This is a genomic window from Paenibacillus sp. J31TS4 (genome assembly GCF_018403265.1).
Taxonomy (GTDB): Bacteria; Bacillota; Bacilli; order Paenibacillales; family NBRC-103111; genus J31TS4.
On record NZ_BOSI01000001.1, the window covers coordinates 106,999 to 122,735 of the forward strand.

A 15,737-nucleotide genomic window follows, 5' to 3' on the forward strand; every position below is an offset into this window, starting at 1 on the left:
CGTGAAAACAAAGGATTTGCTCATATTGGTAGGAATCATAGGGATCGTCCTGATGATGGTCGTTCCGGTTCCGATCCCCATGCTCGACGTTCTCCTCATCATCAACATTTCGCTCGCGCTGATCATTCTGCTTGTCGCGATGAATACCCAGGATGCGCTGCAATTTTCCATCTTTCCGTCGCTCCTGCTGATCACGACTCTCTATCGGCTGACCCTTAATATCTCGACGACGCGAAACATTCTCGCTCATGCCGAGGCCGGCCATGTGGTCGAAACGTTCGGCGGCTTCGTCGCCCAGGGCAATCTCGTCGTCGGCTTCGTCGTCTTCCTCATTCTGGTCGTCGTTCAGTTTATCGTCATTACCAAGGGCTCGGAGCGCGTGGCCGAGGTCGCGGCACGATTCACGCTCGATGCGATGCCCGGCAAGCAAATGAGCATTGACGCGGATTTGAACGCCGGCATGATCAACGAGAAACAGGCGCGCGAGCGCCGGCAAAAAATCGAGCGGGAAGCGGATTTTTACGGCGCGATGGACGGCGCCAGCAAATTTGTCAAAGGAGACGCCATCGCAGGGATCATCATTCTCATAATCAATCTGATCGGCGGCTTGATTATTGGAATGATGTACCATGACATGTCGATCGGCGAAGCGGCGGCGACCTTCTCGAAGCTGACGATCGGCGACGGTCTCGTCAGCCAGATCCCGGCGCTTCTCATCTCTACCGCGGCGGGTCTGATCGTGACGCGGGCATCCTCGGAGGGCAATCTCGCTTCCGATATTACGTCGCAGATTCTGTCGTATCCGAAGCTGCTGTACATCGTAGCGGGCACCATCCTCTTGCTCGGCCTCTTCACTCCAATCGGTCTCATTACAACCGTCCCGATCGCCGGCATCTTGATCGTGTCGGCCTTCCGGATGCAGAAGAACCTGAACCGCAAACAGGAGGAGGAGCAGCAGATCGAAGAGGAGCAGCAAATCGAGGAGGTCCGGAGTCCCGAAAGTGTCATCAGCCTCCTTCAAGTAGATCCGATCGAATTCGAGTTCGGCTATGGACTCATTCCGCTTGCGGATGCGCAGCAGGGCGGCGATCTGCTCGACCGGATTATCCTTATCCGCCGGCAATGCGCGTTGGAACTCGGGATTGTCGTGCCGGTTATCCGGATTCGCGACAATATCCAGCTGAAGCCCAACCAGTATGTCATCAAGATCAAAGGCAACACGGTGGCGAGCGGCGATTTGCTGCTGAATCACTATCTGGCGATGAGCCCGGGCTTCGACGACGAATCGGTAATCGGCATCGACACGACCGAGCCGGCATTCGGTCTTCCGGCGCTGTGGGTGGACGAGCAGATGAAGGAACGGGCGGAGATGTCGGGCTATACCGTAGTCGATCCGCCATCGGTAGTGGCGACGCACTTGACCGAGATCATCAAGAAGCACGCTTACGAGCTGCTCGGCAGACAGGAGACCAAGGCGCTCATCGACAATGTCAAGGAGACGCATCCTGCGCTCGTCGACGAGCTCATCCCGAATCTGTTCTCTCTCGGCGACATTCAGAAGGTACTGGTCAAGCTGCTGAAGGAAAAGGTGTCCGTCCGCGATCTCGTTACGATTCTGGAGACGCTCGCCGATTACGGGACGTACACCAAGGATCCCGACATTCTGACGGAGTATGTGCGGCAGGGCCTGTCGCGCCAGATTACGCTTCAATATTCCCAGTCAGACGATTCCATGAAGGTGATCACGGTCGGTCCCTTGCTGGAGAAGAAGCTCGCCGAATCGGTCCAGCAAAGCGATCAAGGGTCTTATCTGGCTCTCGATCCGGCTTCCTCGCAGATGATCTTCCACCGGCTGAACGAGCAGGTCGGCAAGGCGCTGCAGGCGGGCCAGCAGCCGGTGCTGCTCACCTCGCCGACAATCCGGATGTACCTGCGCCAGCTGCTCGAGCGCACGATGCAGGATATTCCGGTCCTGTCTTACAGCGAGCTTGAGCCCAACGTCGAAATCCAAAGTGTGGGAGTGGTCAATTTATGAAGGTTAAACGGTATGTAGTCGATACGATGCCCGACGCGCTCCTGCAGATTCGGTCGGATTTGGGCAAGGACGCGGTCATCCTGAATACGAAGGAAATCCGGGTCGGCGGCATTTTGGGCTTGTTCAGCAAGAAGAAGATCGAGGTCATGGCGGCCGTCGACGAGACCGAGCGTACGGCGCCAGCCGCGTCCGCCTCGAGGCAGCAGGCCGGCGAAGAACTGCTGGCGCAGCTGACGCAGGCGATGTCGTCACTGGCCGCGGCCAAGGCACCGGGGGTTGGTCAGCCGCCCGCTCCTGACAGTGCGGCGATCAATCCGTCTCCGGCTCCGCCCGTGGAACGCACGGAAGTTCGGCAACCGAAACCGCTGGCTCCCCGCTTCCCGGAGGCCCGCTATGCCGCCGCTACGGGTCGCCAGGAGCTGGCTGCCGCTGCTGCCGAGCCTCGGCCGTCTTCTACACCGGAAGATGTGCTGCGGCCAGCGGCTAAACAACCGGAGGAGCAGGAGCTGCTTCTCAAGGAAATCCGGCAAATGAAAGAAATGATGAGCCGGCTGAGCGTCTCCAGCCATACCGCGTCGTCCGACGAGCCGGAGCAGTGGAGTCGGCTTCGGGAACGGCTAGCCCTTCAGGAGGTGGAGCCCGGCCTGGCCGAAGAGCTGCTGGGTGAGCTTCGGCAGGAGATGGAAACGGAAGCGTCCGATTGGGACGAAACGGAGCTGCTTCGCCGGGCCCGTCGCCGGATTGTCCGGACGCTGGAGGGAAGCGGAGTAGAACCGATCCGGCCGGACAGCCGCATCGTGCACTTCGTTGGACCGACCGGCGTGGGCAAGACGACCACCATCGCCAAGCTGGCGGCCGAGCAGGTGCTGAAGCACAAACGCAAGGTCGGCTTCATTACCTCGGATACGTACCGGATTGCGGCCGTCGAGCAGCTGAAAACTTACGCAGGCATTCTCAATATCCCGCTGGAGGTTGTCTTTTCCCCGCAGGATCTCCAGAAAGCCTTTGATCGGCTCAGCGGCTGCGAGGTGCTGTTCATGGACACGGCCGGACGTAATTTTCGTAACGAGCTGTTCGTCTCTGAGCTCAACTCGCTTCTCGGCACAGGAGAGAATGCCGAGACGTACCTGGTCATGAGCCTGACGGCGAAGTACCGAGACATGCTCGTCATCACCGAGCATTTTCGCAAATTCCGCCTGGACAAGCTGCTGTTCACCAAGCTGGACGAAACGGACAGCTATGGTTCCGTCTACAACCTGACCCGCCAGTTCGGCCTCCCGCTGTCCTATCTGGCAAACGGCCAGAATGTGCCGGACGACATCGAACTGGCGGATCCGCGCCGATTGGCCGCCCTGCTGCTGGGAGACGATGCCCATGCGTGATCAAGCTCAAGCGCTTCGTGATTTGATGAGCGGGCGGCATACAGCGGCCGCCCAGATGGAACCCGCGCCGCCGTCCCTACCTGCCGAATCGGCCGCCCGCATCCTGGCGGTGACGAGCGGCAAGGGCGGCGTTGGCAAGTCGAATTTCTCGCTTAACTTTGCTCTGGCTCTTCAGGCTAGAGGCAAACGGGTGCTTGTCTTCGACGCCGATATCGGCCTAGCCAATATCGATGTCCTGCTTGGCGATCACCCTCCTTACAATCTCTATCATCTTCTGAACCGGGAACGCACGATGGAGGAGATCATTCGCGAGCATTCGTCAGGCGTCTCGTTTATTGCCGGCGGGTCGGGGTTTCGCGAGCTGCTCGATCTGAGTCCCGAAGAGCTCGACTCGTTTGCTGCCCAGATCGAGACGCTCAGCACCCGATACGATTACATTTTGTTCGACACCGGGGCGGGGCTGTCCAAGGAGACGCTCAAGTTCATCCTCGCCGCCGAAGAGACGATTCTGGTCACGACTCCCGAGCCGACCTCGCTCACCGACGCCTATGCGATTTTGAAGATGGTCGCCGGGATGGACCGGACGGTTACGTACCGGCTTGTGGTGAACCGCGTTTCGTATCCGAAGGAAGGCCAGGCGACGGCGGATAACTTTCGGATGGCGGCCGAGCGGTTCCTTAGCCTGGACATCCCGCTGCTCGGGTTTATCCCCGACGACCCATATGTTTCAAAGGCGGTTCGCAAGCAGACTCCGTTTCTCGCCGCATTCCCGACATGTCCGGCGAGCCGAAGCATACGGGAGCTGGCCGACCAGATGGATGCGGGAGCGCCGAAGCCGCAAGACCGGGAGTCCGGGATGGCGAGATTCGTCAAGAAGATGGTTAATCTGCTCCGTCAATAGTCAGCAGCGCTTAAGCAAGAGGAGGTCGGAATAGATGAAGCCATATCAAGTATTAGTCGTGGACGATTCCATGTTCATGCGCAAGCTGATCGCGGATCTGGTGGACAGCCATCCCGCCTTTCAGGTGGTGGGCACCGCTCGTAACGGGCGGGAGGCGGTGGAGCGGAATCGGGAACTGAAGCCGGACGTCGTGACGATGGACGTGGAGATGCCCGAAATGAACGGAATCGAAGCGGTGGAAGCCATTATGGCGGATCGCCCGGTCCCGATCATTATGCTGAGCAGCTTGACCGAGGAAGGGGCGGAGGCGACGCTGCGGGCGTTGGAGGCCGGCGCTTTCGATTTCCTGCAGAAGCCCTCCGGATCCTTGTCGCTCGATATTTATAAAGTAAGAGACCGGCTGCACAGCCAACTGGAAAGCGCGGCAAATTCCCGGCGCAGCCAGCCGCCGGAGGAGGTCCCCGTCAAGCAGGAGACGGTTAAGCCGGATCGCGCACTGGCGCCCAAGCCAGAAGTACGCCGTCCCGCAGCTCAGGGGGTATCGATAAAGCGGCAGGGGACCGAGCCGGAAGCGCCCCGATTTGGCTCAACTTGTCTGGGGGCCGAGCCGGCAGCCGCGGCGGGCCTAGGCTCTAAGCCGGGGAAGCGCACGTCCGCGAAGAGTGCCGAGAAGACGTCCGCCGGAACAGCCGGGCCGGATGTCCTGCCGGAGCCGCTTTCCGCGCGTCCGACGGCTGGGCAAACGAGGACTCAACCGGCCGAGCGAGCGCCGAACGTGGACAGGCGGGTCACGGACCGCACGCAGCCGCCGGGATCCGCTGGCCGGGAGGCAAGCCCCGCCAAGCGTGTCGAGCAGACTCCCGCAGCCGCTTCGGCAATGCCGCAGCAGAGCGGGGCGGCCGGTGGGCGGGAGTTCGCTGACGTGATCGCGATTGGCACCTCGACGGGCGGCCCGAGAGCTTTGCAGACTGTCCTCGGCGGCTTGCCGGCCTCGCTGTCCGCGCCGGTGCTGGTCGTCCAGCATATGCCGCCTCACTTTACCAAGTCGCTCGCCAACCGGCTGAACGTCACTACGCCTTTGCGCGTGGTCGAAGCCGAGGAGGGCATGGCGCCGGAAAAGGGGACCGCGTATATTGCGCCGGGCGGCAAGCATATGACATTGGTCCGGAGCGGACGCGGCTACATGATCCGGTTGTCGGAGGAGCCTCCCCGCGCGGGGCATCGCCCGTCCGTGGATGAGCTGTTCGAATCGCTCACGGACTTTCGGGAGCTGCGCAGACACATTGTCCTTCTTACCGGCATGGGCAGCGACGGGGCCAGCGGCATGCTGGCGCTGAAGGAAGCCGGCGCGGCCACCACGATTGCGGAAGCGGCCGATACTTGCGTCGTATACGGCATGCCCCGCTCGGCGATCGAGCGGGGGGCGGCAGGAGAGGTGCTTCCGCTGACACGCATTGCAACCCGTCTCACACAGAGGCTGTCGGAGAGGCAGAGCCGGCAGGAATAGATCGATTAGTAGATTGCACCATTCGGAGGGGAACGGCTATGGACTTGAATCAGTATTTATCGGTCTTCATCGAGGAGGCCAAGGATCACCTGCAGGCGATGAATGACAACTTGCTTCAGCTCGAGAACAACCCGACCGACATCTCGATCGTACAGGTCATCTTCCGGTCGGCCCATACGCTAAAGGGCATGTCGGCGACGATGGGGTTCGAGGACATCGCCTCGCTTACCCACAAGATGGAAAACGTGCTGGACATGATCCGCAACGAGGAGCTGAGCGTCTCCACGCAGATCCTCGACACCATGTTCAGCTGTGCGGACGCTCTGGAGTCGATGGTGGCCGATATTATCGGAGGCGGAACCGGCAGTGCCGACGTCTCGGGACTGGTCGCGAGGCTCAAAGCGATCGTGGAGGGCGAGCCGGCTCCCCAGCAAGCGGCGGCAGCTGCGGTAACTGCGGGAGGATTGAATGAATTCGAACGCGGCGTACTGCTGTCCTCATTAGCGGCTGGCATGCAGGTGTACCGAATTCGGGTCGACCTGCGTTCCGACTGTCTGCTCAAGGCGGTTCGCGCGTATATGGTCTTTCAGGTGCTGGAAAGCAAGGGTGAGGTAGCGGTATCCGACCCTCCCGCCGAAGAGATCGAGAAGGAGAATTTCGAGACTGGCTTCACCGTCTATCTCATCTCCGACCAGCCGGCGGCCGTCCTGCAGATGGAGCTAGAGAACGTTTCAGAGGTCGATCGGGTCGTCGTCGAAGCGCTCGACGAGGCACTGCTGAGCGGACAGGCTCCCGCTGCCCGGCAGGAGGCGCAGGAGGAGCTGCAAGCGGCCACCGATCAAACGGCGGCAGCTGCGACGGCCGCGGCTCCCGCTCCGCCGGCACCTCCGGCCCCCAAGCCGGTAGCCGCCAAGGCCGGCGCAGCTCCAGTTCAGAACCGATCCATCCGCGTGGATATCGAGAAGCTCGATACGCTCATGAACCTGTTCAGCGAGCTGCTGATCGACCGCGTCCGACTGGAGCAGCTGGCCAGGGAAGTCCGCCATTCGGATCTGACCGACACGGTCGAGCATATGAGCCGTGTCTCAAGCGATCTGCAGAACCTGGTGCTCAAGCTGCGAATGGTGCAGGTGGATACCGTGTTCAACCGGTTCCCGCGCATGGTGCGCGATATTGCCAAAAACCTCGGCAAAAAAATCGACTTCGTGATCACGGGAGCCGATACCGAGCTTGACCGGACGCTGATTGACGAGATTGGCGACCCGCTCGTCCATCTCCTCCGCAACGCTCTCGACCACGGTGTCGAGACGCCCGACAAGCGAGCCGCCGCCGGGAAGCCGGAGACCGGTACGATCCAGCTGCGCGCCTATCATAGCGGCAATCATGTCTTCATCGAGATCGAGGATGACGGCAACGGCATTCACCGGGAAAAGGTGCTGAAGACCGCCTTGAACAAAGGCATCATTACCAAAGAGCAGGCCGACAAAATGTCGGACGCCGAAGCGGCGATGCTGCTGTTCGCCAGCGGCTTCAGCACGGCGGAGCAAATTTCGGACATTTCGGGACGCGGCGTCGGGCTGGATGTCGTCAAGACGAAGATCGAATCGCTCGGCGGTCATGTCACTGTTCAGACCAAACAGGGTGTCGGGACCATCTTTTCCGTGCAGCTTCCGCTCACAATGAGCATCATTGCGGCCATGCTGATCTCAGTAGGCGGTGAGAAATATGCCATTCCGCTGTCGTCCATCGTGGAGACGGCGATCGTGAAGCCCGAGGCGATCCGGACGGTGCACGGCAATGCGATGCTTGATTACCGGGGAAGTGTCATTCCGGTCCTGTCGCTTCGCGAGGTACTGGAGATTCCCGGTGAAGCGCCGAAGTCCAAGAACGGCATCGAGCTGCTGGTCATCCGCAAAGGGGACAAGCTGGCGGCCGTGCTGGTGGACGGGTTCATCGGACAGCAGGAGATCGTCCTCAAATCGCTCGGCGCTTACTTGACCAATTTGTTTGCCATCTCGGGCGCGACGATTTTGGGAGACGGGCAAGTGGCTTTGATCCTGGATACGAACGCCTTGTTTAAATAATGGATAACTGCGAGGAGGCATATTGCCATGGGTGAGGAATTGAAGGTCATTGTGTTTGCGCTTGGCACGGAAGAATACGGCATTCAGGTGGAGCAGGTTCGCACCATCGAACGGATGCTGCCGATGACGCGGGTTCCCAAAACCCCCGCCTTCATTAAAGGAGTCGTCAATCTGCGCGGAGTCGTGACGCCGGTTATCGACCTGCGCAGCCGGTTCGGGCTTCCGGAGTCCGAATACACCGATGCAACCCGGATTGTTGTCGTGAAGGTGAACGACATGGAAGTCGGCTTTATCGTTGATTCCGCCAACGACGTCACGAGCGTGAACGAGGATAACATTACCGATCCACCTGAGATTGTCGGTGGAATCAAGGCCAAGTATCTGCGCGGCATCGCACGGATAAGCGAGGAGAAGCTGCTCGTTCTGCTCAACTTGGAAGAGGTGCTGAACAAGAAGGAGATTATCCAGCTTGAGCAATTCGAGGGGTAAGCGGCATGAGTGAAGTCAAACAATTCGAACCCTTTCAGATGGATGTTCTGAAGGAAGTGGGGAATATAGGCGCCGGTCATGCCGCGACTGCACTGTCCAAACTCCTCGACAAGCCGATCGATATGCGGGTGCCGACCGTCCGGATCGTCTCCTTCGAGGAAATCTCGGACTGTCTCGGCGGCGCCGAAGAGATCGTTGTGGCTGTGTTTTTGCGGGCAGAGGGAGAGGCGCCGGGCAACTTGTTCCTGTTCTTCACGATAGACTCGGCCAGGCGGCTGCTTCGCCAGATGGCGGGACTTACCGCAGGAGGAGAGGAAGGCTTCACCGAGATGGAACTGTCGGCTTTGCAGGAGATCGGCAACATTCTTGCCGGTTCCTATCTAACCTCTCTGTCCGAGCTGACGCGCATGACATTGACTCCGTCCGTGCCTTCGCTGGCCATCGATATGGCAGGAGCCATTCTCGGATACGGCGTCATGGAATACGGAGCTAGCGGGGATCATGCGCTCCTGATCGACACTTCGTTCCTGAACGGAACGGAGGAGACGGCCGGCCGGTTTTTCTACATTCCGGATCCGACCTCCTTCGAAGCGATCTTTGAGGCGCTGGGAGTGCCGACTCCATGACGGTCTCTCCCCTCGTCAAAGTCGGAATGGCGGATTTGAACACGGCCGTGGGAGAAGGAGCCATCCGCACGACCGGGCTCGGCTCATGCGTCGGCGTGACGCTCTACGACCCAGTGATCAAGGTGGCCGGAATGGCGCACGTGATGCTCCCCTCCTCTTCCATCGCAAGAGAGGGGGCGCTGAATCTGGCCAAATTCGCCGATACGGCGCTTCCCGAGCTGCTGGCACGCATGGATTGTCTAGGAGCGCAGAGGACGAGGCTGGTGGCCAAGATGGCGGGAGGCGCCCAGATGTTCCAATTCGGCAAGCAAACCGAAACGATGCGGATTGGTCCTCGGAATATCGAGGCGTGCCGGGGCATTCTTGGCACTTACGGCATCCCGATCGTCGCAGAAGATACGGGAGGCAATTATGGACGTACGATTGAACTGGATTGCGCGACCGGCAAGCTGTCGGTTCGCAGTGCCCAGAACGGAAGCAGGGATCTCTAGATGATCGGAACGTGGCGGTGGAATGCCGCGATCGGCGGATTGGGCTTTCTCCTCACATTCGCTGCATCGGTCGGCAACAATGTATTCCTGACGACGCTGACGCACAGTCTTTATAGCTTTGCCGTCCTGTTCGCGGCCGCTTATTTGTTCCGGTGGGCGCTGGGCAGCTTCGTGCCCTCTCTGGGCAAGCAGGCTTCGCCCCAGGGCGGCGTGGAGTCGGCCGCTCCCAGCCACTTGGGACGGTCAATCGATCTACAGACGCCGGACGAATCGGCCCCTCATTCGGGAGCCGATACCCAATCGCTGGACGAGGCGGATGCTTCCTTCGTCGGTTCTCCACAAGACGGCGGACCACCACCCGGACAGCGCGAGCAGTTTGCCCCCTTGACCCCTCCAAGACTGCTCACCAAGCAGAAACTGGAGCCGGATGAGCTCGCAAAAGCGGTGCGCCATCTGTCAGAAGAGTAAGGATGGTGAAGGTAGAATATGGCTATTCCGAAAACCTCTCATTTAACCAATATGGAAATTTGGCGCCAGTGGAAGGAAGACGGGGTCTTCACAGCGAAGCAGCAGTTAATGGAGTGTTATCTGCCGCTTGTGGAGTTCGTCGCGAGCCGGCTGTCGATCGGCTTGCCGAAGAACGTATCCCGGGACGACCTGATGAGCTTCGGTATCATCGGTTTGATTGATGCCATCGACAAGTTTGACCATATGCGGGGGCTCCAGTTCGAGACGTATGCCTCCTGGCGCATCCGCGGCTCCATGATCGACGGCCTCCGGCAGAACGACTGGGTTCCCCGTTCGATTCGAGAGAAGGCAAAGAAGATCGAGGATGCCTATCAGAAGCTGGAGCAGGAGCATCTGCGCTCGGTTTCCGACTCGGAGATCAGCCAATATCTGAACGTGTCCGAGAAGGAGTTCCAGCATATGCTTCAGGAGGTGGCGGTCACGACCGTCTGCTCGATCGACGATCCGCTGAAGGACGAGGAAGCCGACACCCGTCTGTCGTTGCTGGTCGACGAATCGTCCCGGAATCCTGACTATAAGGTCAACGAGTTCTTCCTGAAGGAAATGCTGGCCAAAGCTATCGACCGGCTGACTGAAAAGGAGCGGACGGTGGTCTCGCTGTTCTATTTCGAGGAGCTGTCTCTCAGCGAAATCGCCGAAGTGATGTCGCTGTCGCCCTCGCGCATTTCCCAGCTGCATTCCAAGGCGATCCTTCGGCTGAGAGGGGCGCTTGACCGCTGGAAGCCTCAGCTTTTGGAGGACTAGACGGAGGGGGGAGCTCATGAATCCACAGGTATTGCCGTTAGACTATTATGTACAACTCCAAAAGTCGGAGGACGAGCTAGAGGCGCGCCTGACGTTTTCGCATGTTGAGGAAACGTTCGTCTGCTCGGCAGAGCAGCTGGAAGGCTACGTACGGCAGCAGGGCATCGTGCACGGTCTGGATACCGTTGTCCTCCAGCGGATCGCCTCGTCACCGGTCGACTACCGGGACCGGACGATCGTCGTTGCGGCCGGGACACCGCCTCGTCACGGGGCTGACGGGCGTGTCGTCTTTGCCGGCCTTGCGGAAGAGCAGCAGAAACGGCCGCTCGAGCTTGAGGACGGGACCGTGGATTACAAGGAAATCACCAGGCTGACCAACGTTCGAAAAGGGGAGCTTCTCGCTCGACTGCTTCCTCCGGAGCCTGCCGTTCCAGGAATGACCGTGACCGGCAAACCAATTCCCGGCAAGCCGGGCCGCGAGGCGAGATTCAGCATTGGCAAGAATGTCGTCACGGATGCGGAAGGCCAGCAGCTGTACGCTGTTCTTGACGGCATGCTGGTGCTGTCCGAGCGGGGCAAAGTGAACGTGTTCCCTATATTTGAAGTGAACGGAGACGTCGACTATCACGTCGGCAACATTTCCTTCAACGGCTCGGTCGTCATCCGCGGGAACGTGCTGCCGGGTTTTCGCATCAAGGCAGACGGCGACATTCGCATAACGGGAGGCGTCGAAGCGGCCGATCTCGAGGCGGGAGGGGGCATTCTCATTGCCGCCGGCATACTCGGCCAGAACAAGGGGATGGTCAAGGCCGGCAAAACCGTCAAGTGCTCCTTTATCCAGGATGCCAGAGTGGACGCAGGTGAGGACGTTATCGTCTCCCAGAGCATCATGCATTCGGTCATTCACGCGGGGCGCTCCGTTCTGTGCAGCGGGGCCAAGGGACTGATCGTGGGCGGGACTGTTCAGGCCGGCGGTCAAGTGGAGGCGCGTACGATCGGCAACCTGATGAACACGCAGACTGTCATTGAGGTCGGCGTCCTGCCCGAGCTGCGCAACGAGCTCAGCCAGCTGCGGGTGCAGGCCAGGGAATTGGCCGAGCATCTGGACAAGACGGAGAAGGCGCTGGCGATACTGGATCAGCTCGCTTCGGCCGGACAGCTGAGCGGTGATAAGCTGGCGATGCGAATCAAGCTGTCGAGCACGCGCAAGCAGACAAACGACGAGCTAGGCGAGCTGCGCGAGCGGGTACTCGAAATCGAGCTCGCCCTCGAGGACAATGAGCAGGCCCATGTCAAAGCCGTCTATGTCGTCTATCCCGGCACGAAGCTGACGATCGGGCGCTGCGTGAAATTCGTGAAGGATCCGATGAATCGAGTTGTGTTCCGGCTGGATAGCGGAGACATCGCCTGTCAGCCGCTTTAATAAGGGAAGGCAGCCGCCGTCCGGAGGGAGAGACAGACCATGAGCTGGAAAGCGATCGATCTGCAAATGGCGGTTCACCGCAACAGCGACGCCGGACTCCAGCAGTCACAGCTGCAGCAAAAGCCGGTGGAGGACCAGGCGGCGCTGGCCGAGCAGAACGGCAAGCAGGCCGCGCAGGATACCCATAAGACCGGCAAAACACCGGAGGCGGGCGAAGCGGGCATACGGGAGCGGGGCCAACGGGGCGGCGATTCACAGAAGGGGCAGAAAAAGAAAAAAGGGATGGCCGACCGGGAGGACGAGCGGGACGCTCCGCACCCGTATAAAGGAAGGTTTATTGATTTGCAGCTGTAGCAGCAAGAGAGGATTCTAGGAGAACGGCAGGTGAACCCGGGTGGGTGACAACGCATGGATCGCAATAGCAATAGCGGGTCTCCTGATCATTGGGCTGGTCCGCCTAGCGCCGCGAAAAAACGGACAGGGCGGACCCGCTTTGACGGCCAAGGAGCTCGAGGAGGCGATGGCACAGTTCGCCTACCAGACGGAGGAAGACAACAAGCAGCTGATGGCGGCCGTTGAGAAGATGCAGCAGGCGCACGTCGAGCAGCTCAAGGAATGGAAGGGACGCGTTGAGGAGCTGGAGAAGGAGACCTTCTCTCTCCGGGAACAAGTCGGCCTGCTGCGCGATTGGGCTCTATCGAGCGGAAAATCGGGTCACGCCGGAGTGCCGTCCGGTTCAGCCGTCTCGGTCTCCGCACAGTCGGAGGGCAATCCGGGAGGCGGCTCCCACGCGGGATCGGCTGCCGTGAGATATGGGCAGGGGGAACAGGCCCATAAGCTTCAGGAGGCCATCCGACAAGCGGGAAGCCTGGATGCCGGCGGGGAGACCGGAAGCAGCCTGCAGATCCGCAGCCGCTATCCCGATCTGTTCCAGCTATATGACGGAGGCAAATCGGTGGAACAGATCGCAAGGAAGACCGGGATGAACAAGGGAGAGATCGCCTTGATTCTGCAGCTGGCGAAGCGGGAGGAGCAAGAGGATGTCTGAGCGGCGCAAAGCCTACTGGACGGGCATCGGCCTCGGCATCATGCTCGGCGCCGTGCTGCTGCAGGCCGTCTATGCGGCATCCGGCAATAGCTCTCCGGCGGACGAGCAGCGGCTCCGGCAGCAGGCGGAGGCGGCCGGGTACCGGCTCGCCCCGCTCGACGAGACGCGGGGTGCCGGCGCTTCGCCGCCGCAGCAGAGCCCGTCGCCGTCCGCTGGCGCCGGAACGCCGCCGGCCTCCTCGGTGCCGCCCGTCGGGCCTTCGGCGCAGCCGCCTGCGACGCCGTCGGCACCGGCCGCGTCCGTGCCAGCGGCCGCAGCGCCGGCGTCCCCTGCGGCAACCGCCCCGGCTCCGCCTGCCGCGCCGCAGGCTTCCGCGCCTCCGGCTGCCAGCCAGGCCCCGGCGGGGCAGCCGCCCGCTGCACCGTCTGCTCCGCCCGCCGCCACGGCGCCTTCCCCCGTCCAGGTGACGATCGCGCCCGGCTCGACCGGCTGGCAGGTGGTGGACGCTTTCGTGCAGGCGGGCCTCGTCTCCGACCGCCAGGCGTTCGAAGACTTGCTGCTCGGCCGCCGGCTGCAGACCAAGATCCGGTCGGGCACCTATTCCTTCGTGCCGGGAGAGACCGCCGAAGCGATGATCGACCGCATTACGGCCATTTCCAAATAAGGACGGACCGAACGACACGGTCCGCCAGTCGGACAGACGCCCTCGCGGCGTCTTTTTTTGCTTCTTAGCCAGGCTGCAGACGGGCTCCGGCACGATGGAAAGCTCGTCCCCTTTCTTTTCCATGGAGGTTGTTGCATCGCCTTTTTGATTGTGGTATAGTAACCAATGGTGTTAAAACACACGCCGGTTAATTTCGACAAGGGTGCTTTCCCGTAGGGAGAGCCTTGCCGGAAGATGATGCGGGCGGAGGATAACAAAAAAACCATTTATGAGGAGGTGTGTGAAGATGGCAGTAATCTCCATGAAACAGCTTCTGGAAGCTGGGGTACACTTCGGTCACCAAACCCGTCGCTGGAACCCGAAAATGGATCGTTACATCTTCACCGAAAGAAACGGCATTTACATTATCGACCTGCAAAAGACGGTCAAGAAAGTAGAAGAGGCTTACAACTTTGTTAAGTCCGTCGCTGCAGAAGGCGGCACTTTCCTGTTCGTGGGCACCAAGAAACAAGCCCAGGACTCCGTCGCTGAAGAAGCTACTCGCGCTGGCATGTTCTACATCAACCAGCGTTGGCTCGGCGGTACGCTGACCAACTTCCAAACGATCCAAAAGCGGATCGATCGTCTCCACCTGCTGGAGAAGTGGGAAGAGGACGGCACGTTCGAAGTTCTTCCTAAGAAAGAAGTTATCATCCTTCGAAAAGAAAAAGACCGCCTCGAGAAATTCCTGGGCGGCATCAAGAACATGAAGGGTCTGCCGAGCGCACTGTTCATTATCGACCCGCGCAAAGAGCGCATCGCGGTTGCCGAAGCACGCAAGCTTGGTATCCCGATCGTCGGCATCGTAGACACGAACTGCGATCCGGACGAAATCGACTATGTAATCCCTGGCAACGACGACGCAATCCGCGCTGTTAAGCTTCTCACTTCCAAGATGGCTGACGCCATCATCGAAGCGAACCAAGGCGAGCAGACGACTGCTTAATCATCGTTTCCTAAACAAGTGAATGAACAAAAGGGTGGGTTGTTGGTGTAAGAACCGATCCCCGCCCTTTTTTTGAAAGCAAACGAAGTCGACTTATGGCGACTATACAGATATTATGAGGAGGAAACTATCAATGGCAGTTACAGCCGCACAAGTGAAAGAACTTCGCGAAGCGACAGGCGCTGGTATGCTGGATTGCAAAAAAGCGCTCGAAGAAGCAGGCGGTGACCTGACGAAAGCAGCAGAGTTGCTCCGCGAAAAAGGACTTGCAGCCGCAGCGAAAAAAGCGGGCCGCATCGCAACCGAAGGTGCCGTTCAATCCTACATTCACGCAGGTGGCCGCGTAGGCGTCCTCGTCGAAGTCAACTGCGAAACCGACTTCGTGGCGAAGACGGACGACTTCAAAGAGTTCGTGCGCGACATCGCGATGCAAATCGCAGCCGTCAACCCGAAATTCGTTAGAAGAGAAGAAGTTTCTACCGAAGAGCTCGAGAAGGAGAAAGAAATCCTCCGTGCCCAGGCTCTTAACGAAGGCAAGCCGGCTAACATCGTCGACAAAATGGTCGAAGGCCGCATCTCGAAGTACTACGAAGAGTACTGCCTGATGGAGCAATCGTTCATCAAAGATCCGGACAAGACGATCTCCCAGCTGCTGAACGAGAAGATCAGCAAGATCGGCGAGAACATCTCGATCCGCCGCTTCGTCCGCTACGAGCTCGGCGAAGGTCTCGAGAAGAAGCAAGAAAACTTTGCCGACGAGGTTATGGCACAAGTAAAAGGCGAATAGTCCCAATGAAAGAGGAACACCTTCCGTGTTCCTTCTTTTATAA

16 protein-coding genes are annotated in these 15,737 nt (G+C 59.7%); all 16 read left to right on the forward strand.

The annotated features are described in order from the left end of the window. The first annotated feature begins 1 nt into the window (after window position 1). The 16 genes from flhA to tsf all read left to right on the forward strand — a co-directional run bounded on the left by flhA (window position 2) and on the right by tsf (window position 15,694). Window positions 2-2,035, forward strand: coding sequence for a flagellar biosynthesis protein FlhA (flhA, locus tag KJS47_RS00545; RefSeq protein WP_213521854.1), 2,034 nt, complete (start codon window positions 2-4; stop codon window positions 2,033-2,035). Then, window positions 2,032-3,417, forward strand: a complete 1,386-nt coding sequence (gene flhF / locus KJS47_RS00550; RefSeq protein ID WP_213521855.1) for a flagellar biosynthesis GTPase FlhF — start codon at window positions 2,032-2,034, stop codon at window positions 3,415-3,417. Before flhA ends, flhF begins: the two co-directional genes overlap by 4 nt. Next, window positions 3,410-4,318 (forward strand): MinD/ParA family protein, encoded by a 909-nt coding sequence (locus tag KJS47_RS00555; RefSeq protein ID WP_213521856.1) that lies wholly within the window; start codon window positions 3,410-3,412, stop codon window positions 4,316-4,318. The genes flhF and KJS47_RS00555 overlap by 8 nt, the downstream gene beginning before the upstream one ends. 34 nt (window positions 4,319-4,352) lie before the next feature. Further along, on the forward strand, window positions 4,353-5,825 hold the full coding sequence (locus tag KJS47_RS00560) for a protein-glutamate methylesterase/protein-glutamine glutaminase (RefSeq protein WP_213521857.1): 1,473 nt from the start codon (window positions 4,353-4,355) through the stop codon (window positions 5,823-5,825). A 38-nt stretch (window positions 5,826-5,863) separates the two neighbouring features. Further along, complete coding sequence (locus tag KJS47_RS00565) at window positions 5,864-7,909, forward strand: chemotaxis protein CheA (RefSeq protein ID WP_213521858.1); 2,046 nt, start codon at window positions 5,864-5,866, stop codon at window positions 7,907-7,909. Between the two features lie 27 nt (window positions 7,910-7,936). Further along, window positions 7,937-8,398: a chemotaxis protein CheW gene (locus KJS47_RS00570; protein ID WP_213521859.1), complete on the forward strand. Its 462-nt coding sequence runs from the start codon at window positions 7,937-7,939 to the stop codon at window positions 8,396-8,398. A gap of 5 nt (window positions 8,399-8,403) precedes the next feature. Beyond that, on the forward strand, window positions 8,404-9,024 hold the full coding sequence (locus KJS47_RS00575; protein ID WP_213521860.1) for a chemotaxis protein CheC: 621 nt from the start codon (window positions 8,404-8,406) through the stop codon (window positions 9,022-9,024). Beyond that, window positions 9,021-9,515, forward strand: a complete 495-nt coding sequence (locus tag KJS47_RS00580; RefSeq protein ID WP_213521862.1) for a chemotaxis protein CheD — start codon at window positions 9,021-9,023, stop codon at window positions 9,513-9,515. Before KJS47_RS00575 ends, KJS47_RS00580 begins: the two co-directional genes overlap by 4 nt. Further along, a complete protein-coding gene (locus KJS47_RS00585) occupies window positions 9,516-9,983 on the forward strand; it encodes a hypothetical protein (protein ID WP_213521864.1) in 468 nt (155 codons plus the stop codon). It abuts the gene before it with no gap. Between the two features lie 18 nt (window positions 9,984-10,001). Further along, on the forward strand, window positions 10,002-10,787 hold the full coding sequence (locus KJS47_RS00590) for a FliA/WhiG family RNA polymerase sigma factor (protein ID WP_213521866.1): 786 nt from the start codon (window positions 10,002-10,004) through the stop codon (window positions 10,785-10,787). Window positions 10,788-10,803: 16 nt separating this feature from the next. Next, a complete protein-coding gene (locus KJS47_RS00595; RefSeq protein ID WP_213521868.1) occupies window positions 10,804-12,210 on the forward strand; it encodes a FapA family protein in 1,407 nt (468 codons plus the stop codon). Between the two features lie 39 nt (window positions 12,211-12,249). Then, window positions 12,250-12,564, forward strand: a complete 315-nt coding sequence (locus KJS47_RS00600; protein ID WP_213521870.1) for a hypothetical protein — start codon at window positions 12,250-12,252, stop codon at window positions 12,562-12,564. 40 nt (window positions 12,565-12,604) lie between these two features. Beyond that, entirely contained in the window at window positions 12,605-13,258 is a 654-nt protein-coding gene (locus tag KJS47_RS00605) for a hypothetical protein (RefSeq protein WP_213521872.1), read from the forward strand. After that, on the forward strand, window positions 13,251-13,922 hold the full coding sequence (locus tag KJS47_RS00610; protein WP_213521874.1) for a hypothetical protein: 672 nt from the start codon (window positions 13,251-13,253) through the stop codon (window positions 13,920-13,922). The genes KJS47_RS00605 and KJS47_RS00610 overlap by 8 nt, the downstream gene beginning before the upstream one ends. Before the next feature lie 286 nt (window positions 13,923-14,208). After that, the gene (gene rpsB / locus KJS47_RS00615; RefSeq protein WP_213521876.1) at window positions 14,209-14,907 is read left to right on the forward strand and encodes a 30S ribosomal protein S2; all 699 of its coding nucleotides are present in this window, start codon (window positions 14,209-14,211) and stop codon (window positions 14,905-14,907) included. Between the two features lie 133 nt (window positions 14,908-15,040). Further along, complete coding sequence (gene tsf / locus KJS47_RS00620) at window positions 15,041-15,694, forward strand: translation elongation factor Ts (RefSeq protein ID WP_213521878.1); 654 nt, start codon at window positions 15,041-15,043, stop codon at window positions 15,692-15,694. The last annotated feature ends 43 nt before the right edge of the window (window positions 15,695-15,737 follow it).

Excerpts from the sequence above, each read along its gene's own strand:
- flhF (WP_213521855.1), top strand. The coding sequence starts at position 2,032 with ATGAAGGTTAAACGGTATGTAGTCGATACGATGCCCGACGCGCTCCTG.
- KJS47_RS00555 (WP_213521856.1), top strand. The coding sequence starts at position 3,410 with ATGCGTGATCAAGCTCAAGCGCTTCGTGATTTGATGAGCGGGCGGCAT.
- KJS47_RS00560 (WP_213521857.1), top strand. The coding sequence starts at position 4,353 with ATGAAGCCATATCAAGTATTAGTCGTGGACGATTCCATGTTCATGCGC.
- KJS47_RS00565 (WP_213521858.1), top strand. The coding sequence starts at position 5,864 with ATGGACTTGAATCAGTATTTATCGGTCTTCATCGAGGAGGCCAAGGAT.
- KJS47_RS00570 (WP_213521859.1), top strand. The coding sequence starts at position 7,937 with ATGGGTGAGGAATTGAAGGTCATTGTGTTTGCGCTTGGCACGGAAGAA.
- KJS47_RS00575 (WP_213521860.1), top strand. The coding sequence starts at position 8,404 with ATGAGTGAAGTCAAACAATTCGAACCCTTTCAGATGGATGTTCTGAAG.
- KJS47_RS00580 (WP_213521862.1), top strand. The coding sequence starts at position 9,021 with ATGACGGTCTCTCCCCTCGTCAAAGTCGGAATGGCGGATTTGAACACG.
- KJS47_RS00585 (WP_213521864.1), top strand. The coding sequence starts at position 9,516 with ATGATCGGAACGTGGCGGTGGAATGCCGCGATCGGCGGATTGGGCTTT.
- KJS47_RS00590 (WP_213521866.1), top strand. The coding sequence starts at position 10,002 with ATGGCTATTCCGAAAACCTCTCATTTAACCAATATGGAAATTTGGCGC.
- KJS47_RS00595 (WP_213521868.1), top strand. The coding sequence starts at position 10,804 with ATGAATCCACAGGTATTGCCGTTAGACTATTATGTACAACTCCAAAAG.
- KJS47_RS00600 (WP_213521870.1), top strand. The coding sequence starts at position 12,250 with ATGAGCTGGAAAGCGATCGATCTGCAAATGGCGGTTCACCGCAACAGC.
- KJS47_RS00610 (WP_213521874.1), top strand. The coding sequence starts at position 13,251 with ATGTCTGAGCGGCGCAAAGCCTACTGGACGGGCATCGGCCTCGGCATC.
- rpsB (WP_213521876.1), top strand. The coding sequence starts at position 14,209 with ATGGCAGTAATCTCCATGAAACAGCTTCTGGAAGCTGGGGTACACTTC.
- tsf (WP_213521878.1), top strand. The coding sequence starts at position 15,041 with ATGGCAGTTACAGCCGCACAAGTGAAAGAACTTCGCGAAGCGACAGGC.